Annotated in this window: 26 protein-coding genes and 5 tRNA genes; 25 read left to right on the top strand and 6 right to left on the bottom strand. The window is 41.6% G+C overall.

The window, feature by feature from the left end; genetic code table 11:
- Positions 1-9: 9 nt before the first annotated feature.
- From ruvB to nadA, 11 genes are all read left to right on the top strand, one after another.
- Positions 10-1,035: a Holliday junction branch migration DNA helicase RuvB gene (gene ruvB / locus ABWV45_RS10380; RefSeq protein ID WP_353351357.1), complete on the top strand. Its 1,026-nt coding sequence runs from the start codon at positions 10-12 to the stop codon at positions 1,033-1,035.
- Complete coding sequence (ybgC, locus tag ABWV45_RS10385) at positions 1,028-1,435, top strand: tol-pal system-associated acyl-CoA thioesterase (RefSeq protein WP_353351359.1); 408 nt, start codon at positions 1,028-1,030, stop codon at positions 1,433-1,435. Before ruvB ends, ybgC begins: the two co-directional genes overlap by 8 nt.
- 11 nt (positions 1,436-1,446) lie before the next feature.
- Entirely contained in the window at positions 1,447-2,178 is a 732-nt protein-coding gene (gene tolQ / locus ABWV45_RS10390) for a protein TolQ (RefSeq protein ID WP_353351360.1), read from the top strand.
- Positions 2,179-2,180: 2 nt separating this feature from the next.
- The gene (tolR, locus tag ABWV45_RS10395; RefSeq protein ID WP_353351362.1) at positions 2,181-2,609 is read left to right on the top strand and encodes a protein TolR; all 429 of its coding nucleotides are present in this window, start codon (positions 2,181-2,183) and stop codon (positions 2,607-2,609) included.
- The gene (tolA, locus tag ABWV45_RS10400; protein WP_353351364.1) at positions 2,609-3,346 is read left to right on the top strand and encodes a cell envelope integrity protein TolA; all 738 of its coding nucleotides are present in this window, start codon (positions 2,609-2,611) and stop codon (positions 3,344-3,346) included. The genes tolR and tolA overlap by 1 nt, the downstream gene beginning before the upstream one ends.
- The gene (gene tolB / locus ABWV45_RS10405) at positions 3,343-4,632 is read left to right on the top strand and encodes a Tol-Pal system beta propeller repeat protein TolB (RefSeq protein ID WP_353351366.1); all 1,290 of its coding nucleotides are present in this window, start codon (positions 3,343-3,345) and stop codon (positions 4,630-4,632) included. The genes tolA and tolB overlap by 4 nt, the downstream gene beginning before the upstream one ends.
- A 24-nt stretch (positions 4,633-4,656) precedes the next feature.
- Positions 4,657-5,199, top strand: a complete 543-nt coding sequence (gene pal / locus ABWV45_RS10410; RefSeq protein WP_353351368.1) for a peptidoglycan-associated lipoprotein Pal — start codon at positions 4,657-4,659, stop codon at positions 5,197-5,199.
- Complete coding sequence (gene ybgF / locus ABWV45_RS10415; RefSeq protein WP_353351370.1) at positions 5,199-5,933, top strand: tol-pal system protein YbgF; 735 nt, start codon at positions 5,199-5,201, stop codon at positions 5,931-5,933. The genes pal and ybgF overlap by 1 nt, the downstream gene beginning before the upstream one ends.
- Before the next feature lie 159 nt (positions 5,934-6,092).
- Positions 6,093-6,168, top strand: a tRNA-Lys gene (locus ABWV45_RS10420).
- A 75-nt stretch (positions 6,169-6,243) separates the two neighbouring features.
- Positions 6,244-6,319, top strand: a tRNA-Lys gene (locus tag ABWV45_RS10425).
- A 223-nt stretch (positions 6,320-6,542) separates the two neighbouring features.
- Positions 6,543-7,541, top strand: coding sequence for a quinolinate synthase NadA (nadA, locus tag ABWV45_RS10430; protein ID WP_502914677.1), 999 nt, complete (start codon positions 6,543-6,545; stop codon positions 7,539-7,541).
- A gap of 20 nt (positions 7,542-7,561) precedes the next feature.
- On the opposite strand, the gene ABWV45_RS10435 is transcribed toward nadA, so the two are convergent.
- Positions 7,562-8,989: a M48 family metalloprotease gene (locus ABWV45_RS10435; RefSeq protein WP_353351374.1), complete on the bottom strand. Its 1,428-nt coding sequence runs from the start codon at positions 8,987-8,989 to the stop codon at positions 7,562-7,564.
- 81 nt (positions 8,990-9,070) lie between these two features.
- Here ABWV45_RS10435 and ABWV45_RS10440 point away from each other — a divergent pair, with 81 nt between their 5' ends.
- The 8 genes from ABWV45_RS10440 (at position 9,071) to bamJ (ending at position 14,774) form a co-directional block, all read left to right on the top strand.
- Entirely contained in the window at positions 9,071-9,310 is a 240-nt protein-coding gene (locus tag ABWV45_RS10440) for a sulfurtransferase TusA family protein (protein ID WP_353351376.1), read from the top strand.
- Positions 9,311-9,323: 13 nt separating this feature from the next.
- Complete coding sequence (locus ABWV45_RS10445) at positions 9,324-10,400, top strand: AI-2E family transporter (RefSeq protein ID WP_353351378.1); 1,077 nt, start codon at positions 9,324-9,326, stop codon at positions 10,398-10,400.
- A gap of 106 nt (positions 10,401-10,506) precedes the next feature.
- The gene (gene dapA / locus ABWV45_RS10450) at positions 10,507-11,382 is read left to right on the top strand and encodes a 4-hydroxy-tetrahydrodipicolinate synthase (RefSeq protein ID WP_353351380.1); all 876 of its coding nucleotides are present in this window, start codon (positions 10,507-10,509) and stop codon (positions 11,380-11,382) included.
- 25 nt (positions 11,383-11,407) lie between these two features.
- The gene (gene bamC / locus ABWV45_RS10455; protein WP_353351382.1) at positions 11,408-12,052 is read left to right on the top strand and encodes an NlpB/DapX family lipoprotein; all 645 of its coding nucleotides are present in this window, start codon (positions 11,408-11,410) and stop codon (positions 12,050-12,052) included.
- Complete coding sequence (locus tag ABWV45_RS10460) at positions 12,052-12,834, top strand: MBL fold metallo-hydrolase (protein WP_353351384.1); 783 nt, start codon at positions 12,052-12,054, stop codon at positions 12,832-12,834. The genes bamC and ABWV45_RS10460 overlap by 1 nt, the downstream gene beginning before the upstream one ends.
- 149 nt (positions 12,835-12,983) lie before the next feature.
- Positions 12,984-13,766: a TIGR04219 family outer membrane beta-barrel protein gene (locus ABWV45_RS10465; RefSeq protein WP_353351386.1), complete on the top strand. Its 783-nt coding sequence runs from the start codon at positions 12,984-12,986 to the stop codon at positions 13,764-13,766.
- Between the two features lie 101 nt (positions 13,767-13,867).
- Complete coding sequence (locus ABWV45_RS10470) at positions 13,868-14,074, top strand: hypothetical protein (RefSeq protein ID WP_353351388.1); 207 nt, start codon at positions 13,868-13,870, stop codon at positions 14,072-14,074.
- Between the two features lie 19 nt (positions 14,075-14,093).
- Positions 14,094-14,774, top strand: coding sequence for a BamJ family beta-barrel-assembly machinery protein (bamJ, locus tag ABWV45_RS10475; protein WP_353351390.1), 681 nt, complete (start codon positions 14,094-14,096; stop codon positions 14,772-14,774).
- A 154-nt stretch (positions 14,775-14,928) separates the two neighbouring features.
- Here bamJ and ABWV45_RS10480 read toward each other — a convergent pair.
- The 4 genes from ABWV45_RS10480 to ABWV45_RS10495 form a co-directional block, all read right to left on the bottom strand.
- Positions 14,929-15,005 (bottom strand) — tRNA-Pro (locus ABWV45_RS10480).
- Between the two features lie 64 nt (positions 15,006-15,069).
- A tRNA-Pro gene (locus ABWV45_RS10485) sits at positions 15,070-15,146 on the bottom strand.
- A 4-nt stretch (positions 15,147-15,150) separates the two neighbouring features.
- Positions 15,151-15,226 (bottom strand) — tRNA-Asn (locus tag ABWV45_RS10490).
- A gap of 132 nt (positions 15,227-15,358) precedes the next feature.
- The gene (locus ABWV45_RS10495) at positions 15,359-16,570 is read right to left on the bottom strand and encodes a cyclic di-GMP phosphodiesterase (RefSeq protein ID WP_353351392.1); all 1,212 of its coding nucleotides are present in this window, start codon (positions 16,568-16,570) and stop codon (positions 15,359-15,361) included.
- 105 nt (positions 16,571-16,675) lie between these two features.
- Here ABWV45_RS10495 and ABWV45_RS10500 point away from each other — a divergent pair, with 105 nt between their 5' ends.
- The 6 genes from ABWV45_RS10500 to ABWV45_RS10525 all read left to right on the top strand — a co-directional run bounded on the left by ABWV45_RS10500 (position 16,676) and on the right by ABWV45_RS10525 (position 23,227).
- Positions 16,676-17,509: a prephenate dehydratase domain-containing protein gene (locus ABWV45_RS10500; protein ID WP_353351394.1), complete on the top strand. Its 834-nt coding sequence runs from the start codon at positions 16,676-16,678 to the stop codon at positions 17,507-17,509.
- A gap of 21 nt (positions 17,510-17,530) precedes the next feature.
- Positions 17,531-18,850: a deoxyguanosinetriphosphate triphosphohydrolase gene (locus ABWV45_RS10505; protein ID WP_353351396.1), complete on the top strand. Its 1,320-nt coding sequence runs from the start codon at positions 17,531-17,533 to the stop codon at positions 18,848-18,850.
- Positions 18,851-18,945: 95 nt separating this feature from the next.
- Positions 18,946-19,737: a signal peptidase I gene (gene lepB / locus ABWV45_RS10510; protein WP_353351398.1), complete on the top strand. Its 792-nt coding sequence runs from the start codon at positions 18,946-18,948 to the stop codon at positions 19,735-19,737.
- A gap of 273 nt (positions 19,738-20,010) precedes the next feature.
- Complete coding sequence (locus ABWV45_RS10515; RefSeq protein WP_353351400.1) at positions 20,011-20,352, top strand: glutathione S-transferase N-terminal domain-containing protein; 342 nt, start codon at positions 20,011-20,013, stop codon at positions 20,350-20,352.
- Between the two features lie 84 nt (positions 20,353-20,436).
- Complete coding sequence (locus ABWV45_RS10520) at positions 20,437-21,333, top strand: ABC transporter substrate binding protein (protein WP_353351402.1); 897 nt, start codon at positions 20,437-20,439, stop codon at positions 21,331-21,333.
- Positions 21,323-23,227 (top strand): response regulator, encoded by a 1,905-nt coding sequence (locus ABWV45_RS10525; RefSeq protein WP_353351404.1) that lies wholly within the window; start codon positions 21,323-21,325, stop codon positions 23,225-23,227. The genes ABWV45_RS10520 and ABWV45_RS10525 overlap by 11 nt, the downstream gene beginning before the upstream one ends.
- Here ABWV45_RS10525 and ABWV45_RS10530 read toward each other — a convergent pair.
- A complete protein-coding gene (locus tag ABWV45_RS10530) occupies positions 23,217-23,903 on the bottom strand; it encodes a nitroreductase (protein WP_353351406.1) in 687 nt (228 codons plus the stop codon). The genes ABWV45_RS10525 and ABWV45_RS10530 overlap by 11 nt on opposite strands.
- Positions 23,904-23,946: the final 43 nt, after the last annotated feature.

Here is a 23,946-nt window from a genome sequence, read left to right on the forward strand (position 1 = left end):
GAACACAATATGATAGAAAGTGATCGCTTTATCAGTGCCGAAAACGAGCAACTTGTGCCACAGGAAGTACATCAAGACCGTGCTATACGCCCAAAGACCTTAGCTGATTATGAAGGCCAGCCTGTGGTGCGCGAGCAAATGGAAATCTTCATTGGAGCAGCGAAAGCACGAAAAGAAGCGTTGGATCATACTTTAATTTTTGGCCCACCCGGCTTGGGTAAAACCACATTGGCCAATATTATGGCCAATGAGTTAGGGGTAAATATTAAATCCACCTCTGGCCCTGTGTTAGAAAAAGCTGGCGATTTAGCGGCCATGCTCACCAATTTGGAAGAAGGGGATGTGCTCTTTATTGATGAAATTCATCGCTTGAGTGCATCTGTAGAAGAAGTGTTGTACCCCGCCATGGAAGATTATCAATTGGATATCATGGTAGGGGAAGGACCAGCTGCACGATCTATCAAAATTGATTTACCCCCGTTCACACTAATTGGTGCCACTACCCGTGCGGGTTTATTAACTTCGCCATTGCGTGATCGTTTCGGTATCGTTCAGCGCTTAGAATTTTATAATGTGCATGATTTGACAGGCATAGTGACACGCAGTGCATCTATGCTTGAGGTTGAAATTAAAGGAGGCGGGGCGAAAGAAGTAGCCATGCGCTCACGAGGGACCCCTCGAATTGCTAATCGGCTATTACGTCGCGTACGAGATTTTGCTGAAGTGAAAGGGGATGGCACCATTTCACAGCAAATGGCAGATTTAGCGTTGAATATGCTAAATGTAGACACCCATGGATTAGATCACATGGATAGACGTTTACTGTTGGCCATGATTGAAAAATTTGGTGGCGGTCCAGTAGGTGTGGATTCACTTGCCGCTGCAATCAGTGAAGAACGGGATACCATAGAAGATGTATTAGAGCCGTATTTAATCCAACAAGGTTTTATGATGCGCACACCAAGGGGTCGAGTTGTGACCGACCATGCTTATACGCATTTCGGTTTAACCCCAAAAGGAGAGGGTAGTGAGTAATCAATTTCAATGGCCTGTTCGTGTATATTATGAAGATACTGACGCAGGGGGAATTGTTTATCATGCGCGCTACCTGTATTTTCTCGAGCGTGCCAGAACCGAATGGTTAAGGGAGGCGGGGTTTAATCAATCCCTCTTGAAGCAACAAAATACTATTTTTGTTGTCCGAGACATGCAAATTAAGTGGCAACAGCCAGCCACATTGGATGAGTTACTAACCGTTATCACTACAGTGACGCAAGTTAAAAAAGCATCAATGGTAATGGCGCAAACCATTACTTGTGGTCACGAACAAAAAATGCAGGCAAGCGTAACTGTGGCGTGTGTGCATGGCGACACCAAAAAACCAATGGCCATGCCAGATGAGATTATAAAAGTCATCACAGACCGTGATGAGTAAGGAGCAACAACGTGAATGAGTCTATGACCTTATGGTCGTTAATTTCCAATGCTAGTTTTGTCGTGCAATTAGTCATGCTGGTGTTGCTGGCGGCTGTATTTGCCTCTTGGATGATTATTATCCAGCGCCAAAGGGTATTAAGTGCGGCTAAAAAAAGTGTGATTGAATTTGAAGATCGCTTTTGGTCAGGCATGGATTTGAGCCAGCTTTATAAAGAAATTAATCAAGAACCTCCTGCATTTGGTGTAGACAATATTTTTATCGCGGGTTTTCGTGAATTCAGTCGCTTACGCCAGCAAAGCAATGCAGATCCAGAAGCCGTAATGGAAGGGACACAACGTGCAATGCGTGTAGCAACAACTCGTGAATCAGAGTTACTCGAATTACATCTGCCGTTTTTAGCGACAGTTGGTTCAACTAGCCCATACGTTGGTCTATTTGGAACCGTTTGGGGTATCATGAATAGCTTTCGTGGTTTAGCTAATGTGCACCAAGCTACCTTAGCAACGGTTGCTCCAGGTATTGCTGAAGCATTGATTGCAACGGCTATTGGTTTATTTGCAGCCATTCCTGCGGTGATTTTTTATAACCGCTTTACCACCAAGGTGGATCAAGTTATCAGTAGTTATGAAACATTTGGTGAAGAATTCATCAGTATTTTGCATCGCCAAGTTTATAAGAAGAACAAAGTGGTCCCTGAGACCCCGGTTCCACCAGCGACTCAAGAAACAGTGAAAAAGTAATTATGGCTAAGCAAAAGCGTCGCCCAATCGCCGAAATGAATGTGGTGCCCTACATTGACGTCATGCTGGTCTTACTGGTTATCTTTATGATTACTGCGCCAGTCTTAACTCAAGGGGTAAAAGTAGACCTGCCTAAAGTGGCGAGTGAGCCGATTAAATCGAAAAAAAATGAAGAGCCTTTGATTGTTACCATCAAAGCCAATGGCCAATACATCATCGAGCGCGGCAAAGATGAAGATCAAGCGGTTAATCTAGAATTTGTGCATCAGTACGTGTCTAAAATCTTAGAGCAACAAACAGATACTGAAGTATTGGTACGGGGCGATCAAACCGTAGCCTATGGTAAAGTGATTGATTTAATGAGCACCTTGCAAGCGGCAGGGGCAAAAGGTGTTGGTCTAGTGACAGAAGCGCCGGAGCCTGGTAAGTAATGGCGTTGAATTTTTCTGACCCAACCAGCTTCAAAATTCCGGCGTTAGGTTCTGGCTTCATTATATTAGTGCTAATGGTATTACTAACCAATCAATGGATAGGTAAAGAGGATAGAGTGGTGAAAGCACCGCAGCATATCGCTGCGCGCATTGTGCAGGTTAATAAGCCAAAACCAAAAGTAGCGCCTGTTAGAAAAACGGTTACTAAATCACCACCTAAAAAGGTAAAACCAAAGCCGAAACCAAAACCCAAGCCAAAGCCAAAGCCAAAGCCGATACCTAAAAAAGTACACAAGCCCGCAACAGTTAAAGAACCAGCTAAACCAGTAGTACCTTTGCCGGGGCTAGATTTTATGGATGCCTTAGAGCAAGAAGAGGCTCAAACTGCTAAAGAGCAGGCTAAAAAACAAGAGCAAGCTGCGAAACAAGCGGAATATGAGCAGGAACAACAGGCTAGCTATATCAGTCAAATACAAGCGTTAATAGAGGCGTCTTGGCGATTACCTCCAAGTACTAAGCACAGTGACGAAGTCGTCTTGCGCATCTATCTGGTGCCTACAGGGGAAGTGACCGAAGTGGTTCTCCTTGAAAGTAGTGGTAATGATGCACTAGATCGCAGCGCAGAGCAGGCAGTATGGCGAGTCGGTGTATTACCTGTGCCAGAAGATCTGGTTTTGTTTGAGAAAAGTTTTCGCCAATTCATTTTCACCCTTAAACCGGAAAATGCCCGTTTATGATGATACGTATTATTTTTTTATTGAGCTTGTTTATTAGTGCGACCGTTAGGGCAGAACTCACCATTGAGATTACTCAAGGGATTGCCTCCTCTATTCCTATTGCCGTGGTGCCTTTTAAGGTGAATAGTTCACAAGCTATGCCTGATGGTATTGACGATATTATCCGATCGGATTTGGAGCGCTCAGGACACTTTGCTGTAATAGAGCCAAAAGATATGCTCAGCCACCCAGCGACAGAAGCTGATTTATATTTTCGTGATTGGCGTTTATTGAAACAAGATTACGTAGTAATAGGAACGATTAATCAATTAGCAGGTGGTCAGTTTCAAGTTAGATATCAATTATTTGATGTTTTTAATGAACGAGAGCTATTAACGCAAACATTAAAGGGCACAATGGCTCAAGTTCGAGATGTTTCGCACCGAATTGGTGATGCTATTTATGAACAGCTAACGGGGATTCGTGGTGCATTTGCTACGAAAATCGCTTACGTTACCACCAACTCTAATCGTACTCGGTTTAATTTATCCATTGCCGACAGTGACGGTGCGCGAGAACAAGTGATACTTACTTCAAAGTATTCAATCTTTTCACCCGCTTGGGCGCCAGATGGTAAGCGCATTGCATACGTTATGCTGGAGGATTCAGGTAGCCGTGTATATGTACAGGATATTGCATCAGGGAAAAAAGAGTTAATCAGTTCAAATAAAGGCTTAAATAGTGCGCCAGCGTTCTCACCGGATGGAAATAAGCTAGCGCTAACGTTATCCAAAGACGGCAATCCTGAAATTTATGTGGTGGATTTAAAAACCAGAAACTTAGAACGTATCACAACTCATTATGGGATTGATACGGAACCAAATTGGATGCCAGATGGTAAGCACATTATTTTTACCAGTGGACGAAGTGGTAAACCACAAATTTACCGTAAGAATTTGGAAACAGGTTATCTAGAGCGTTTAACCTATGAGGGTCATTATAATGCTCGAGCACGTCTTGCGCAGGATGGTCGTTTTCTTGTATTAGTACATCAATCAGAAAAAGGCGGTGACTTTCACATAGCTTCTTTGGATTTAACACGAGGATTACTTCAAATATTGAGTTCTGACACATATCTAGATGAGTCTCCTAGTGTTTCTCCAAATGGAGTTATGGTAATGTATGCGGCAAAGCATAAAAACAGAAGTATATTGGCTGCTGTATCAGTCGATGGCGATGTGAAGTTCTTAGTACCATCTAAAAGTGGTGAGGTAAGAGAACCCGCATGGGGCCCGTATCAGAATTAACATACATAAAATAAGGTAATAAAAATGCAATACATGGGATGGAATAAACTATTCACTGTGTCTCTTCTTTCTTTGGCAATTGCTGGTTGTGCAAGCAGCGGCGGTACTAATGATGAGTCTGCAACCACTACAAACACAGCGATAGAAGAGAGCCAAACTCAAGGTGTTCCTGCTTCTCCTGAAGTGGATGTGGTAACTGAAGAGCAAGCGGCTATGGCTGCGAACCCACTACTGGATCAAACTGTTGTGTATTTTGGTTTTGATCGTGCTGAAATTCGTCCAGAGTTTAAAGATATTCTTAATGCTCATGCTGAATACTTAGTATCTAATCCTCAAGCGCGTATCGTGCTTGAAGGACATTGTGATGAGCGTGGCACGGTTGAGTATAACTTAGCGTTAGGTGAGCGTCGTGCTGACACTGTTAAGCGCTACTTAGTGGTTCAAGGTGTAAATCCTATTCAATTAGAAAGCGTCAGCTTTGGTGAAGAGCGTCCTGCTATGATGGGCTCTGATGAATCATCTTGGGCGAAAAATCGTCGTACAGAAATTAACTATCAAGCTCGCTAATGTTTAAAAGAGCATGCATTAAATGGACACCCATTGCCGTAATGGCATTGGGTGTTAATTTTACCAGTGCTGAGACTTGGTCATCACTTGATGCAACCAAAACTCAATCGGTATCGTCTACTTCAAATGCATCTAACGGTAGAGGGTTGTCTCCTGCTGCCAGTCAAATGCTATTCTCTGACATTGAGATGCTAAAGCAAGAGATTCAAACATTACGTTCCACCATTGAAGAGCAAGGTTATGAGTTGAATAAACTCAAAACAGAGCAAAAAGAGCGTTATTTAGATTTAGATCGTCGAATGTCCCAGTTGGTTAAGCAAGGGGGCCAAAACCCAACTAGCGAGCCTCCTCGCTCAGGTGATGGCCAAGTTGCTTATGATGAGGCGTTTGGTTTGATGAAGTCTCGTAAGCTGCCTGAGGCAGCTGTGGCCTTCAAAAAATTCTTACAGAGTTATCCAAACAGCTCTCTTGTAGTTAACGGATATTACTGGCTTGGACAAATTTACTATAACCAAGGTGATTTGGATGAAGCCCGAAAAGCGTTCACAATAGTTGTGAATCAGTATCCTGAGCATCAAAAAAGCGCAGATTCTGCTTATAAGTTGGGTGTAGTATTGCATCGTTTGGGTGACACGGCCCAATCTAAGACGTTTTTACAGCAGGTAGTTAAGCAGTATCCTGACTCTGCATCAGCTCGCTTTGCATCAAAATATTTGAAAGACAATTTTAAATAGACTCATTAGCTTGGTTTATAAGCAAGCTAATATCTTCTGAATTTCTATAAATCTCATCATATTCCCTATTTTTTGCTAAATATATGAAAATAATGTGAAAAAGCTTTCCTAAGGGGTTGTTTTATCTCGGGAAAATAGTAATATTTGCGCCCGCTTTGGGGGTCGTTAGCTCAGTTGGTAGAGCAGTTGACTTTTAATCAATTGGTCGCTGGTTCGAATCCAGCACGACCCACCAAAACGAAGAATTTGCATATAAGTTATTGAAATTGTTGACAAAAAATATTTTCAGTATAGTATACGCACCGAGCTTGGGTCGTTAGCTCAGTTGGTAGAGCAGTTGACTTTTAATCAATTGGTCGCTGGTTCGAATCCAGCACGACCCACCATTATTTTAAAAGGCAGAGTGTATTCACTCTGCCTTTTTTATTTGTAGGTTCAAAACATATTGTTCGCTCAGTCAGTTGTGATACAAGATGATGCTTGTGTTAAAATGAACTTAGCTTACCTTTTACAGATGTTACTTCCATTATGACACAACCTATCATTGCTAATGATCAAAGCGTTAACGCTTGGATTCAAGATCATTTAGAGCATGGTGTTCAGCAAGATATGGGTGCTGAACAAATGTCTGCTCACGTACAAAAAATCAAACAATTACTAATAGAAAAAAACGCGGTGCTTGTAGCGCATTATTACACCGATCCTATTATTCAGGCGCTTGCTGATGAAACGGGTGGCTGCGTAGCTGATTCTCTTGAAATGGCTCGTTTTGGTCGTGACCATAGTGCGCAAACACTGGTTGTGGCTGGTGTTAAGTTTATGGGTGAAACGGCAAAAATTTTAAGCCCCGAAAAAACCATTTTAATGCCCACATTAGAAGCCACATGTTCTTTGGATATTGGCTGCCCAGTTGATGAATTCAGTGCTTTTTGTGATCAACACCCAGACCGTAAGGTAGTTGTGTATGCAAATACTTCGGTTGAAGTGAAGGCTCGTGCAGATTGGGTCGTGACTTCTAGTATTGCACTAGAAATCGTTGAAGACTTGATGGCTAATGGGGAGAAAATTATTTGGGGCCCAGATCAGCACTTGGGCAATTACATTCAACGTATGACTGGTGCGGATATGTTGATGTGGAATGGTGCTTGTATCGTTCATGAGGAATTCAAAGCAAAAGGCCTTTTGGACCTTAAAAAGGTTTACCCTGATGCGGCTATTCTAGTTCACCCTGAATCTCCTGAGCCCGTTGTAAAGCTAGCTGACGTAGTGGGCAGTACCTCGCAAATTATTAAAGCGGCGCAGACAATGGACAATGACACGTTTATCGTGGCAACAGATAAGGCTATCTTTTATAAAATGCAGCAAATGGCTCCAGGGAAGACGTTCATTGAAGCACCTACAGGTGGCACTGGGGCAACCTGTAAAAGTTGCGCTCACTGCCCTTGGATGGCGATGAATGGCTTAGATAACTTAGAGTCATGTTTAGAGCAGAACTTAAATGAAGTTCAGGTAGATGAAGGTATTGCGAAAAAAGCGATGATTTCATTAACGCGTATGTTGGATTTTGCTAAGCAAAACGGTGTGCAATCTCAAGGTCGTCGCTTCTAAAGATGCACACAACAAATGACCTAAAATGTTAGGTCATTTGTACTGGCTTCAATTTCTCTAGCTCGCTGTTCGATGCGCGCGGATAGTAAAAAATTCCCCTTAGATAAGTTCAGTGCAGTTTTTAGTTGCTGTAGTGCTTTTTCCTTTTGTCCGGTTAGGTGTAAAAACTCAGCTCGCGCTTGATATAACGCTACATCATTTCCCGCTTTGCCATGGGCCTCTGCCAATTGCTGCCAAATATACGGATCGGTTTTACGAATGAGTACGTGACTTTGCAGAACGTCTGCGGCGTCATGATAGCGAGCTAGGCTCATTAGCATGCTGGTGTAGGTCATAGTCAGGGGGTGATTGTTTGGGTTGAGTTTTAATTGTTCTTTTACATTCTTTAAGGCTTGATCTGTGTGGTTTAATCCAAAAAGAATTTGATCATTTAATGTTTGATAGCTGATTCTGTTTTTGTCTAAATCTAATAATCTTTGGCTGTGGGTGTAAGCTTGTTTGAATTTTTTTAAATCATATAAAATCAGAGCCAAACCATAGCGGGTTATTTGTTCTTGCTCTTCATTAAGTTGCGTATTTAGACGATTCAGGTAGAAAGCTAAATTATGACTTTGTTTGTTGTATTTAATTTGCAAGCGTGTGCGCATTAAATGGTAGTCGATATCCTCTGGTAATGGCTTGGTATCCAAAGCGTCTACTCGACCTGCAGCATCACTGATCCTGTTTTCCGTGACTGGGTGAGTGAGCAAGAATTCCGGAGGGCGTTCGCTGTATTTGTGGGCATCAAACATTTGTTTGAACATATCAGGCATGCCGTGTGGGTCGATCTTGGCCGAAATAAGCGTATGCATACCTAAACGATCGGCCTCCCTTTCCCAGTCTCGACTGTAACTAAGAGACCATTGAGTTGCAGCAGCTTGACTGGTCATTAACCCAGCAAACCCTGCTTCCGTGTTGTTGGTGGCTAAAAGCATGATGCTGCCAAGTAAGGTGGCTAAGGCTATGGGGGTTTGTTTGCGGTTTTCATCGATTTGTCTTGCAAAATGTCTTTGACTCAAATGAGCCAGTTCGTGCGCAAGTACTGCGGCAAATTGCGCTTCGTTTTTGGCATGTAGAAATAAACCTGCATTAATTCCAATAATGCCCCCAGGAACAGCGAATGCATTAAGTTGCTTGTTATCAAGCAGTAATATTTCAAATCGACGATCTTTAACTTGGCTGTGACTGGCAAGTTTGTAAATGAGGTTTTCTGTATATTCGGTTAGCTCTGCATAGTGAAGAGTGGAGGCTTGAGACCTTAAATTTCTTAGCCAAGCTCGTCCTAATGCGTGTTCTTGTTCAATTGAAATTAGGCCTGACGTGGCATCACCTAAACTGGGTAGGTCATTGCTGGCACTGTAACTTAATGTGCTCGTTAGAAAAATAAAACAAGCTAGAATAAATGGCATAGCTATCCTTATAGTTAATGGTCGCCAGTTAATTGCTTTTAGAATAATATTAGCTCGAATTTAATACTTTGGGCTCCTTAAATGGTAACACAGTCTTTCGATGTTCATTTAAACGCGACAGAATATCGATGTCCAATGCCTTTATTGAAAACCAAGCAGGCTTTAAGTTCCATGAACTTAGGTCAGGTTTTGAAGCTCACATGCACAGATTCAGGGTCATGGCGGGATATTCCTAGCTTTGTGGATTTAAGTCCTCATGAGTTGACGCATCGTGAACAACTGAATGATGAATTTATTTTTTTTATAAAAAAAGGAGAATAGGCAGCTTATGTCTATGATGCGCCTAATTAAGAGCTGGGTAGAGCAGTATTTCTCAGATGAAGAAGCACTCTTTTTATTGCTCTTGTTGATTGTTGGGTTTGTGATTGTCCTGACGCTTGGCAGTGTATTGGCTCCAGCCATAGCCAGTGTGATTGTGGCCTATTTACTACAAGGGCCAGTGCTGGCGTTAAAAAATCGTGGGATGGGTCATAATTTGGCCAGCATTTTGGTTTTTATTACCTTTGTCATCGTATGTTTGGCAATTCTGTTAATTATCGTGCCTGCGGTGTGGGCACAAGTGGCACAATTGTTTGCCGAATTGCCCAAGATGATTTCTAAAGGGCATGATTTATTAGTTATTTTACCTGAGCGTTACCCTCAATTATTTAGTGAGGATCAGATTCGTGCAGTTTCTAAAACGATTGGAGAGGAAATTGGCCGTATCGGGCAATTTGTTTTGTCTTTTTCTTTGTCAAATTTACCAAACTTAGTCGGCATTTTGATCTATTTAGTTTTGGTGCCTTTATTGGTTTTTTTCTTTCTGAAAGATGGCAACATGATGGTGAATTGGTGGGTTTCTTTGCTACCTAATAAGCGCGTGTTGGTTGGTAGGGTATGGCGTGAAATGGATGATCAATTTGCTAATTATATTCGTGGTAAAGTGGTTGAGATTATAGCTGTCGGCGTGGTGACTTATGTAGCATTTGCCATTATGGGTATTCGATATGCTGCGTTGTTAGCTATCTTAGTGGGGCTTTCAGTGGTGATTCCTTATATCGGTGCTGCTGTAGTAACCATTCCTGTGGTGTTGATTGCTTATTTTCAATGGGGTATTAGCTCTGATTTTTATTATTTGGTGGCGATTTATTTCATTATTCAGGCGTTAGATGGCAATGTATTGGTGCCTTTATTGTTTTCTGAGGCGGTAAATTTACATCCAGTGGTTATCATATTGGCTGTATTGTTATTTGGGGGGCTTTGGGGGCTTTGGGGCGTTTTCTTTGCGATCCCATTGGCCACAATATTTAAGGCGGTTATTACCGCGTGGCCTAGAGGGGTTCAAGCGGCCCAACAAACGTCAGAAGAGTAATTCTAAGGGCTTTAATTTCACGATAATTGTACTGGCGGGCCTTGCCACAAAGGGGCTTGGCCAGTACCATTGCGCTCTATTTTTATATCGTTCTCGGAGTAGGTACATGATCACCGGAAGCATCGTCGCTTTAGTGACACCAATGGAAACATCAGGGGCTGTGGATTGGGATGCCCTTAATAAATTGGTGGAGATGCACATCGAGAAAGGAACGGCCTCAATTGTGGCGGTGGGCACCTCTGGTGAATCTGCTACATTAGATACCGATGAGCACCTTGACGTTATTGCGCAAATTGTAAAATGGGTCGATGGTCGTATTCCAGTCATCGCAGGCACGGGTGCTAATTCAACCTCTGAAGCGATTCATTTAACCAAAGAAGCTCAGCGCCTAGGTGCAGATGCTGTCTTGTTGGTGACGCCATATTATAATAAGCCCACTCAAGAAGGTTTGTATCTACATCATAAAGCCATAGCAGAAGCGGCGAGTATTCCTCAAATTCTTTATAATGTTCCAGGTCGAACAGCTTGCGATATGTTGCCAGAAACTGTGGAGCGTTTAGCTAAGTTTGAAAATATAGTGGGCATTAAAGAAGCCACTGGTGATATTGACCGTGCAAAAGATGTTATTGCTCGTGTTGGCGACAAAATGGCAGTGTATTCCGGAGATGATGAAACCGCTTATCAGCTTATCTTAGCGGGTGGTAAGGGCAATATTTCAGTGACGGCAAACGTGGCACCAGCACAAATGGCGAAACTATGTGAGCTGGCACTTGCTGGTAAAGCGGATGAAGCCAAAGCCTTTAATGATGAATTAATGACTTTGCATGGTGCCATGTTTTTAGAGTCAAACCCTATTCCTGTGAAGTGGGCACTACATGAGATGGGGCTGATTGGTCCTACTATTCGTTTACCTTTGACTGAGCTGTCGACTCCCTTTAGGGAACCTTTACATAAAGCATTGAGTCAATGGAATCTCGTTTAAATAATTATAAAATTTGGAGTACCTAATGCGTTTAGGTGTATTACTAGTACTAGCGGCTGCAATGAGCGGCTGTAGCTGGCTTGTTTATGATCGTGATAACGATTACCTAAAAAGCGAAATTCAGCCTGTTATTGTTATTCCTGAAGAGGTGGCTGCTGTCAGCTTAACTCAACAGTTACCTATACCGGCTGCTGGAAAGCAGCAAAAACCGTTGCCTGAAGAATTCCAAGTACCTCGCCCTGCGGCGTTGGTGATTGAGGATGAGCCGAAAGAGGACGCAACAAGTCTTGCACAATTGAGTCAGGTTAAACTTGAATCAACGTTACTCAAAGACGGTAACGGAACGCCTATTTTACGTTTAAATGTTGAGTTTGCTCGTGCTTGGTCTGAACTGGGTGAAGCGTTGAAGAAAGCAGATTTCAATATTACCGATTTAAACCGCAGTATTGGCACTTATTACATAGAAATATCACAGCCGGGTAAAACTGAAGAAGTTGGGTTTTGGGCGGGTTTATTTGGAGCCGAGCCAGAAGCCGTTATACAACAGCTTCAAGTTAAGCTTAATCAAGCTCGTTCAGGTGTATATATTGCCATTCACGAAGATGCAAATAATCTAGCATCTGACGAGCAGGCGCAGTCAATTCTGGTTCGTATTCAAGAACAGCTATAGTGCAATTTTGTAGTGTTGGAAGTGGCAGTAAGGGAAACGGCACGTTAATTCAAAAAGGAAAAACCTGTATATTAATTGATAACGGGTTCACCTTAAAAGAATTCGAAAACCGTTTGGCGCAAAAAGGGCTTACACCCTTAAATCTTTCTGCCATTTTAATTACTCACGAACACAGCGACCATATAAAGGGCGTGGGCCCTTTGGCTCGTAAATATCGAATCCCTGTTTATTGTTCTCATGGTACAGCCCAACACGAAGGGTTGGGCTCTATTCCGTCTTTACAAATTTTTGATAGCCATTCGGATTTAACTATAGGTGAATTGAGCGTAACCCCTGTTGTTGTGCCTCATGATGCAAGGGAGCCCACTCAATTTGTGGTCTCTAGCGGCGAATTTAAAGTAGGTATTTTGACGGATCTTGGTAGCTTAACCCCGCATATTGTTGAGACCTATCAAGAGTGTCATGGTTTATTAATAGAGACGAATCATGATGTAGCTATGTTAAGAAAAGGCCCTTACCCACCTAAGTTAAAGGTAAGGGTAGAGGGTAATCTAGGCCACTTAAATAATGAGCAGGCCTATGATTTCTTAATGAGAATTAAGCAGACTCAATTGCAGTATGTCGTGGCAACTCATATCTCTGAGCAAAACAACCAGAAAGACTTAGCTATTCAAAGTATTGTACGGGCGCTTAATTGCGATCCAGAGTTTGTCATTATGGCCTCTCAAGAGGCTGGCTTTGAATGGTGTGAATTAACACATAAGTCACAAGTTGTTGCATAAAAAGCACACAGATAAGCGAAATTGTGCACAAATAACCATCCCTTGAGATGTGTTTTTGCAATAGTTGTGCTTAAATTTGGTCAAATCTGTCGATCGTGGTAGCGTTACCTTGATTGAATAAATATTTCGTTTTCATAAGGAAGATAACAATGAAAAAAATCCTTGCTGCTGCGGTAGTTGCCGCTGCTTTACCTCAAGCTGCTAGCGCTTTGCCACTAGTGGATTTTTATGCAGGTGGATATTACTGGGATCAAACGGTTTCCGGTGATGTAGGTGCTGGTAATAATACCGCTGATTTAGATGATGACTTGAAACTTAGTGGTGGAGGGCAGAATGTTTTGTATCTTGCGTTTGAGCATCCAATCCCTGTAATCCCTAATATCAAATTGAAGACAACTGATATGTCTACAGATGGCAATGGTACGCTAAATAGTAGCTTGAATATAGGCGGCGTCACTATCGCGGGTACACCAGCAGTAACTAGTGAATTAGATTTTAGCCATACAGATTACACGTTGTATTGGAGCTTACCTTTACCGATTGTTACTTTCGATTTTGGTTTGACTGCTCGTCAATTTGACGGCTCTATTTCTGTAGAAACAACGGATGGCTCTAATCAATCAGCAGCTGCGGATTTAGACGTGGTAGTGCCTATGGGTTACCTAAAAGCGGGTGTTGATATCCCATTAACCGGCTTGTCTTTTGGTGGTGATATGAATGTGATTTCTTATGGAGATACAGGTATCACTGATTACGACTTAAATATGACGTATGTTTTACCCCTTATTCCGTTGTTAGATGTGGGTATTACTGCTGGCTATCGTAGTTTTGATCTTGAGATTAACCCTGAAGACTTTGGCGGAAACTCAGACGACTTAACTGCGAAAGCGACAGTAGCTGGCCCTTACCTTGGTCTTAGCTTACATCTTTAATGCTTTATTCTTAGTCATAAAAGCCAGTTAAGCTGGCTTTTATTTTAAGAGTCTCTAATTACTGCTAGGATAAATATATCTTTGGTCTGTGAGTAGACAGCATGAAAATATTTTATCTAACTCTGTTGTGTGTTGGCTTGATGGCATGTAGCAGTGAGGCGGATCGATTAAGTGATAATGAGCTACGAGCAAAGATACAAGAATGTGATTATGCGGTTGGATTAACGGCCGTTGAGTTGCAAGTCTGTAATAATTACCATCGAGAATGTAAGCGACGCCTAAAAGAAGGTCGTTTTGTTTGTAACTAATATAATAAAAGAGTAAATAATGCGTAAATTACCTATGGTTGCCATGGTGTCAGCTGTTTTGTTGGCCGGTTGTGGTGAAAAGGAAGTGGTTCTTGAGTCTAATATAGACAAAATGAGCTACGGTATTGGTATGAGTATGGCGCGTAGCGTAACGGGCCAGCCTATTGATATTAATAAAGATGCTCTAGTTGCTGGCCTTCAAGATGCTTTAAATGAAAAAGAAGCACGATTAACAGAAGAAGTGATTCGTGAAGCCTTCACGACTGTTCGTGAAGAGCAGCAAGCTAAACAGCAGGAAGAAGCACAAGCAGCCGTTCAATTGGGCTCTGAGTACTTAGTAGAAACTGCTAAGAAAGAAGGCGTGAAATCTACTGAAAGTGGTCTTTTGTATGAAGTTATTCAAGCTGGAGAAGGTGATTCTCCCGCTGAAACAGATGTAGTTGAAGTTCACTACCAAGGTACTTTAATTGATGGCTCTGTATTTGATAGCTCTATTGAGCGTGGTACACCAGCTAAATTCCCTGTAAATCGTGTTATTAGTGGTTGGACAGAAGCGCTTCAATTAATGAAAGTAGGCGGTAAGTGGCGTTTACATATTCCAGCGGCGTTGGCTTATGGTGAGCAAAGCCCAAGCCCTAAAATTCCTGCTAACTCAACGTTAGTATTTGAAGTAGAGTTGTTGGCAATTGAAAAGTCTTAATTAATAGTTAAGGCTGCAAATTGAAACCCTAGCTTGCTAGGGTTTTTTTGTGCCCATAGAAAGCCTTATGTAGGGTATTCAAACTAATAGTAGAGGTATCTTTGATTGATATCTAATGAGGGTAATTCAGACAAACATAAAGGAAAACATAAGATGGTCGGAGCAGAGAGATTCGAACTCCCGACCCTCTGGTCCCAAACCAGATGCGCTACCAGGCTGCGCTATGCTCCGACAGATATATTTAACAAAATAGAAGTTGTTAGATATTTAAGAGATTTTACTAAGGAAAAAAAGATGGTCGGAGCAGAGAGATTCGAACTCCCGACCCTCTGGTCCCAAACCAGATGCGCTACCAGGCTGCGCTATGCTCCGAAAGTGGCTCCTCGAACTGGACTCGAACCAGTGACCAATAGATTAACAGTCTACTGCTCTACCAACTGAGCTATCGAGGAACTACAGTGCTGTCTCGGCGTTGCCTTGACTGCGGGGCGTATATTATTGGCGAATAGGTAAATCGTCAACCTTTTTTTTATATTTTTTTTAATTAAATACAATGACTTACAGGAGAGTATTGATTTTAGAGGCTATAACATGAAATCTTTCAGGTTAATGTCATAGTCATTAGGGTCTAAGACCTGCGTGATGCGCTCTTGGTTTGATTCAGAGCTTAAATTGCATATTTTTACTGTGCAGTAATGTTCTGTTTTTAAGTTATATATGAGTTTAATGAGAGGTTTTAAATTATCCCGATTCTCCTCAATAACGACTCCAGCCATGTTATTGCTTAATTTTACGAATGAGCCAACTGGATACACCCCAATTGCTTTAATGAAGCTATGAACATAACGGGTATCTAGGTGATGCCCGCACCAGTCAAGCATTCGCTTTAGGGCATTGGAAGGGGTCATGCCTTTATGATAAACCCTATCAGCAGTGATGGCGTCGTATATATCCACAACAGAGGCCATTCGAGCTTCTTGTGATATTTGCTCTCCGCTTAACCCTCTTGGGTAGCCTTGACCATCCATTCTTTCATGATGTTGCCCTGCAACATTAATTGATACCTTAGAAAATTTGGCGTTTCTTTTTAATATATCCTCGCTAAACGTGGCATGTTGTTTCATGGTAGCAAACTCTTCATCCGTAAGCTTGCCGGGTTTATGCAGTACAGTATCGGGAATGAGGATTTTACCAATATCGTGTAATAAGGCTCCTGTGACGCATTGATGCAGATAGACCCGTTCTAATTTTAGATGTTTTCCCAATATCGACATGAGCACAGCTACATTCACGCTGTGTTCCATCAGATAATTGTCTTTTTCTCGGATTCTAGAAAGGCAGGCGAGGGCATTTTGATTACGAACCACAGAATCCATGAAGTTATCGGCCATATCTTCAAAAGGGGAAATGTCCACCGCTTGTCCTGACTTGGCCGCTCCCATCGCATTATTAATTAAATCGAGTGCTTCATGGTGCAACTTAGAGGCTTTCTCTAATTCTTTATCTAAAGGCATGGATTTAATGTTGCGTTCTTGTTCTGGGGATTTTGCAATTTGTTTTATTTTACTATCGAGTTGCTTTTCAGACTCTTCAATGGGAGTGGCGTCTTTGCTATCTAGCCCTAGTTCTGTGTCGATATAGAGCTCTTTGACACCTCGTTTGATCAAGGCATTAATGGTTTTTTGATCCGGCACACGGCCCTCGCGCTCATGCTCGTGAAGGCTTAAGCCCTTTTGGCTGATGTTTTTTACGTACATCCCAGGCTTTAAATTTTGTGTTGAGATTTTTTTTAACATAGGATCAATAATTGAGGGTTCTTTTGAGTATAGTTGAGGGGATTTACTTATCGAATTTTGTTAAACCCATGTATATTAATTAAAAGCATAATTATTAGAGTTGTTATGAATAAAATGGCATTTCAGGGGCAGCTGGGGGCTTACAGTCACTTAGCATGTACTAAAGTCAATCCACAGGCTGAGGTTGTACCCTACGATACATTTGCACAAGCCATTCAAGCGGTAGAGCAAGACCAAGCAAAATGGGCCATGATTCCATTAGAAAACTCCAGCGCTGGTCGAGTGGAAGAGATTTATCGTCACCTTCCGAAAACCCATTTAAATATTGTGGCTGAGCATTTTCAGCCTGTGTCCCATTGTTGGATGGCACTTCCAACGGCAAAACCCACTTGGATTGCTTCTCACCCTCAAGCATTGGCTCAATGCCATGATCGCATACAAGGGCTACAACTTGAGTCTAAAGTAGAGTTTGATACCGCTGGTGCGGCAAAATTGTTGGCTCAAAGTCAAGATTTAACTGGAAGTGTTATTGCCTCTGAATTAGCAGCCAAGCTTTATGGGTTAAACATTCTGGAAAGCTCATTTGAAGACATTAGCGGTAATACAACCCGTTTTATCGTGCTGGAGAAATCAAACAAAGTTCCAGAAGCACAAGAGAATAAAACCTATATAACATCTGTGATTTTTACTGTGAAAAATATCCCAGCGGCTCTATATAAAGCCCTTGGTGGGTTTGCTACTAATGGCTTAAATCTGTTGAAGATTGAAAGCTATTTAGATAACCAAACATTACACAGTAGCCGGTTTCATATTGATATTGCCGAGCATATCGAAACACAAGCAATGAAGCGTGCGATTGATGAGCTAAAGTTTTACGCCTCTGAATACCGCTGGTTGGGGACATATGAAGCTCATGATTTCCGACAAAAAAGCGCCTAATTCTTCATATAAGGAGACATAATGGATTGGCAGACCTTACTGAGTAACAAGCGCTTTGGTGAGTTAGACCCTACTGAATTGAGTGAAAGCCGAACGCCGTTTCATAAGGATCATGATCGAGTGATTTTTTCGAGCAGCTTTCGTCGGCTTGAACGCAAAACCCAAGTGCATACGTTGAATGATAACGACCACATACACAGTCGTTTGACCCATAGTTTAGAGGTCAGCTGTGTGGGTCGCAGTTTAGGTGTGCAAGTGGGTGAGATGTTAGACAACAGCTTGCCAAACCATATTTCCCCTGCGGATTTAGGTGCTATCGTTCAGGCATCTTGTCTGGCGCATGATATTGGCAACCCACCATTTGGTCATACGGGTGAATTTGCTATCCGCCATTGGTTTCGTGACCCGGATAATGCAGGTTTTTTAACAGGGTTAACGGATGCACAAGTGCGAGACTTTCAAACTTTTGAAGGTAATGCGCAAGGTCTAAGGATATTGACGCAACTGGAGTATCATCGCTTTGATGGTGGAATGCGTTTAACTTATGCCACCTTGGGTAGTTTTTTGAAGTACCCTTGGCACAGTGGTTATCGAGACCCGCAAAAAGGGGAGAAATTTGGAGCCTATCAATCTGAAGTGCCGTTTTTAAATGAAATTGCAAAAGAGGTTGGATTAAAACCCTTAGCTCAGGATCGGTATTGCCGGCACCCCCTGGTTTACTTAATGGAAGCCGCTGATGACATTTGTTATGCCATCATTGACTTAGAAGATGGTGTAGAGATGCACCTATTGCAGTATGAAGAGGTGGAAGCCTTATTATTGGAATTAATAGGTAATGACGTTCCGTCTTCGTATTTTAAAACCAATTCGGAAGATCCTGCACGTAGGCGATTAGCCATTCTAAGAGGTAAAGCCATAGAAATTATGGTGAATGCTGTTGCACAAGTATTTGTTGAAAACGAACAAGCACTTTTAAACGGGGAGCTAGCAACGGATTTAATCTCTTTAAGTCCTGAAAAAGTATCAAACTGCATAACCACCGCTAAAAAACTTGCCCGTGAGAAGATATTTAAAGATTCAAAAAAAGCCTTGATTGAAATTGGTGCTTATACAACCTTGGGAAGCTTATTGGATGCATTTTTACGGGCTGTTGATGAGGTACTAGCAGGTGGGCAGGTCAGTTATAAGTCTCAACGCATATTGGAATTAATTGGTCGACATGCGCCGCAATCCGGTTGGGATAAATATCGCTCATATTTAAGGGTGGTGGATTATATCTCTGGCATGACAGATGACTATGCAGTGGAACTAGCCCAAGCCATTCGTGGTCTGAGGCTTTAATGTATAAATCGCGTATTTTTTGGTGAGATTCTGGCCCAGCTTGGTAGAATGGCCCAAATTTTTTGTAACCCTATTAGTCATAAACTGAGAGTTTAATGGATATTGATTTTCCCTTAGTGTTAGTGCTGGCCACCTTTATCACTGGTTTAGTGGCATTAGCTGATAAATTATATTTTGCCAAAAAACGTGAAGAACTTGTAGCTGAGCTTGAATCACAAGGTGCAAGCGAAGAACAGCATGAGCAGGCTATAAAAGAGCCTTGGCTGATTGAAAACAGCAAAGGCTTTTTCCCTGTACTGGCATTGGTATTAGTCTTAAGGTCTTTTTTAGTGGAGCCTTTCCAGATTCCATCAGGATCTATGGAGCCAACTTTAATTAAAGGTGATTTTATTTTAGTGAATAAATTTGCCTACGGTTTTCGTTTACCTGTCCTTGGTACTAAAGTCATTGAAGTGGATGACCCTCAAAGAGGGGATGTGATGGTATTTATTCCGCCACATGACCCAAGGTACTTTATTAAGCGTGTCATTGGCTTACCAGGGGATCATATTCGTTATATCAATAAAAAACTCTATATTAATGGAGAGCCAGTACCTACTGAGCTGGTTAGTGCCTCCCCACAAACAACCCCAAGACTAAAAACATTCACCGAAAATGATTACCCTATTCAGCAATATTTAGGCGCACCAAGTCGCGGTGATGGCGAGTGGGTGGTACCACAAGGGCATTATTTCATGTTAGGGGATAACCGGGATAATTCAGGTGACAGCCGTTTCTGGGGATTTGTACCGGATGAAAATATCGTAGGTAAAGCATTTGCGGTATGGATGCACTGGGAAGACTGGAGCGATATCCCAAGTTTTGGGCGTAATAAGTTTATTCATTAACTTTGACTATACTTGAAGTGCTTAATCAATTTTAAGGACTTCAAGTGATTAAAAAAACGCCATGTAGGCGCTGTATTGTTGCAAGATGGGTTGCCTTTTACTGTGTGAGTATCGTGTTAATACTAGGATTGGCTATAAATCGATTATTACTGGGTTAATTAGCCTGTTTATGCTGGTATTTTGAAAATCCGTGAGTAGAATAGCGCCAAACCTAGGAAGTTGGCTTAGTTCTTTATGTCATGGTACCGAAAATTTTTGGAATCTTGTACGTCAGTGTTGACGCCTCCCATTCAACGCAGTTCCAATGAACAAAAGAAAGTAGATCGTCAAGCTGGTTACTTAACCCTTTATGACTGCAATCAACGTCCGTTTAATAATAAGATTCAGCGTCATTTGAGACAGCTGAATGTTTCAGTAACGGTTAAAAATCTCAATCGTTGCCATACCTTCCAAAAAGAGCTACTTTCAGGTGGCGGTAGAGCTCAAGTGCCTTGCCTTCGAATAGATACCTCAAGCGGTAGCCGTTGGTTATATGAATCTGATGATATAATTCAATATTTAGATCGTAAATTCCTGCCTAAAGCACAATCTAAAGGATTAGAGCGAGCGCATTAATTAAGTGTTTGGCATAATACTAGACTAATCTTGAATGAAGTCAGTCTAAATATAGGAGTTGCAAGTCAGAGCATGGGACGCTCATTGAGAAATTTGCTTCGTGCCACCTTATTCAGTTTCTATTTACTGGGTGCTCTACCTGCTTGGAGCGTCACGGTAGGCTTGTTGGTGGATGCACAAAGTAAGCAAATCTCAACATTTCAGCAACAACTTGAAACCCTGCTAACAAACGACCAACTACTGCTAGTTACTCTTGATCAATTAGACGCTTCGAAGCTCAAAGATGTACAAAAATGGGTGACACTAGGCCCTAATGCACTAACAGCTCTCATGGCGCAAAAGGGAACAAACCAAGCGCCGGTTTTATCGTTATTTCTATCTAAAGCCAAACAAGAAGTACTCAGAAAACAATACCCTGTAGGGTTTACCGTATTAACAAATGCCCCCACAATTGAACGGCAATTAGCCCTTGTGAAAACCATGGTTCCAAATGCTAATCATATAGGTGTGTACCGATCTACTACCTATAAAATAGATGAAAAAAGCTATGACGAGATAGCAGCTACTTATGGTTTGAAGCTGCATTGGGCGAAACTTAAAGACCCGCTAGATTGGGACAGAAATGCGTTAAAAATACTGAACAATGTAGATTTAGTGCTAGGTATCGATGATGACGCTTTGTATAACACCACCACAATTCGCAGTATATTGATGCGGTTGTACCGTTCGGGCAAAGCCCTTATTGGGCCAGATAAAGGTTATGTAAGGGCCGGTGCGGTTGCCAGTGTCTATTCTGGCATCAGAGAAACATTAAAAGCGGTTGCTAATTGGATACACAATGGCACGGCAGGCAAGCAAACTCTAAATAACCCTTATTTTAATGTTAGTGTGAATGCACAGGTCGCTCGTTCATTAAATATTGTAGTTGATGATGAAGCCTCTTTAGCTAAACAAGTTAAGGAGCGTCTAAATGAAAAATAAGGGTTGGAGTCTTTATACTCGCACGTTAATTCTTGGTTTAGGCCCTGCATTGATTTTATCCATTGTGCTAAGTGGGTATTTCATTAATGTACGCATACAAGATGTGAAGCATGAACTTGATAACAAAGGTCAACTCATTGCCCTTCAATTAGCATCTACATCTGACTATTTTGTACTCACAGGTAATCAATCCATTATTTCGCCTCTTACACGGGTGTTACTAGAAGACAAAGACGTGGAATTTATCGAGATTGAAGACATAGCCGGAGGGGTATTATTCAGTCAAAGCGATGTTAAGTTTGATGCCAACCCCATTGGTGAGGACAAAGGTCTGTTGCGTTGGTATCAGGCTGACATTATTCAATATGATGTATTGGCAGACGATGACGAGTGGTTTACCCAAGAGAAAGAAGAAAAAGTTTTAGGTCAGGTTCGGGTTGGTCTATCGACTCATTTTGTCGAGCAGCGACAAAATGGAATTATTCTCAATGCATTTATTATTGCCGGTGTGGCCATGGGGCTATGTGGCCTGATCGCTTGGCTAAGTGGTGCTCGTTTGGTGACACCCATATCCAAATTATCCTCAATTGTTGAACGTATGGCCCAAGGGGACTACAGCGCAAGAACCACAGAGACCGCAAGCGGTGAGGTAAAACAATTACAGGAAGGGGTGAATACCCTAGCTAAAGAACTTGAAAGGTCAGAAGAGGTTCAGCAGCATTATGTCGATAGTTTAATTAAAGAACGCGAGGCCTCAGAGCAAGCCAACAAAGCCAAAAGCGAATTTTTAGCGGTGATGACTCACGAATTAAGAACGCCAATGAATGGCGTTCTTGGAATGTTGCAGTTAATGCAGTCCACTGATCTATCGAAAGAACAAGAAGAATACGTCGATATTGCCATGTCATCAGGTGATCATTTATTAGAATTAATAAACGATATTTTAGACTTTTCAAAAATTGAACAAGGCAATATAGAATTAGACCAGAAGTTTTTCGACCTATACGCCAGTTTAAATCGTGTCATTGATGAGTTTAAATCCATCGTGACGCAAAAAGATCTGCAATTCAAAGTTGATATTAGCGCAGTAAAAAACTTGCGTGTAAAAGGAGATGAAACTCGATTACATCAAGTTTTGGTTAATTTATTAGGTAACGCTGTTAAGTTTACCAATAGAGGGCACGTGGGTTTGGGAATTGGAAATGTTGAGAAAATTAACGACCAAATCAAATTTAGTCTTGTGGTTAGTGATTCTGGGAAGGGTATTAGCGAAGAAAATCTGCAACGTATATTTGATGCTTTTCAGCAAGAAGATGCTTCAATTTCAAGACAATATGGTGGCACAGGTTTAGGCCTTGCGATTTCAAAGCAGTTAGTTGAAAAAATGAATGGTGAGCTAATCGTACAAAGTGCTGCGGATCAAGGTTCGCGTTTTATTTGTCAATTTACGTGGGATTTGGATGTTTTAGAAAAAACTAACACCTTAGAACCTATAAAGGAGGTTGAATGCGAAACCTTTCAATCTCGAGTTTTATTAGTTGAAGATAATGTAGTAAATCAGAAAGTTGCACTTAAAATGTTAGCTGACTTCGGTTTAAATTGCGATCTAGCTGCTGATGGTGTGCAAGCTTTACACCTTACAAGACAAAACCAATACGATTTAATATTAATGGATCTTCAAATGCCTAATATGGACGGGTATCAGGCTACAAAAGCCATTCGTTCTGAAGAGGGGTTAAATAAAATAACCCCTATTGTGGCATTAACAGCTAACGCTTTGTATGACGTTAAAAACCAATGTCTACAAGCAGGTATGAATGACTTTCTGGCAAAACCCTATAAAAAAGCATTATTGCAGCATCTTTTAGTGCGCTGGCTAAAAGTTAGGCCTTAGGTCGCTGTGAGACAACCTCTTCAATGTTTGCTCTTTGAGTTCTTGTTTTATTGGCATCAATGGTTTTATCTTCATACCCAAAACTGATACCAAATAAAATACCGTCATCCTCTTTTAAATCAAAAAAATCACGGATAATATCAGGGTAATAAGCAACGCTGGCTTGCGCACAGCTGCCAATGCCATAAGCCGTCATTACAAGCATGAGGGTTTGAGCGTAGATTCCAATATCCACAGCAATCGCTTCGTTAAAAGACTTTTTCATGGTTATAAATAATACATGAGGTGCCCCAAAAAATTCATAATTGCGGGCGGTTGCTTTGGCTCTGCCAATTTTATCATGTCGTTCTATACCCATTGCCCCGTATAGAGCTTGAGCGCATTCTATTTGCCTTGTTCGCAGTATTCCTTCAAATTTTAAGTCGGTGGGGAAGTCCGCCTTCATAGACTGACCAGTGCTAAAAGCAGATAAAAGTTTAGTTCTGAGTTCATCGCAAGCGGAACCACTAGCAAGTAATACTTGCCAAGGCTGTACATTGCAATTAGATGGGCTTCGTTGAGCCAGTGTCAGAATCTCTTGTAATATAGAGGGTTCTATTTGATCTTTTTTAAACCCTCGTATTGATCGCCTATTTTGTATGGCCTCTACCAGTGACATTGACGGTAACTGTTGCATAAAACCCCTAATATTTTTATTTTTTACAGAATATCAGTGATGG

The sequence above is a fragment of the Oceaniserpentilla sp. 4NH20-0058 genome, from assembly GCF_040371755.1.
In the GTDB taxonomy this organism is placed as follows: Bacteria; Pseudomonadota; Gammaproteobacteria; order Pseudomonadales; family Oceanobacteraceae; genus Bermanella.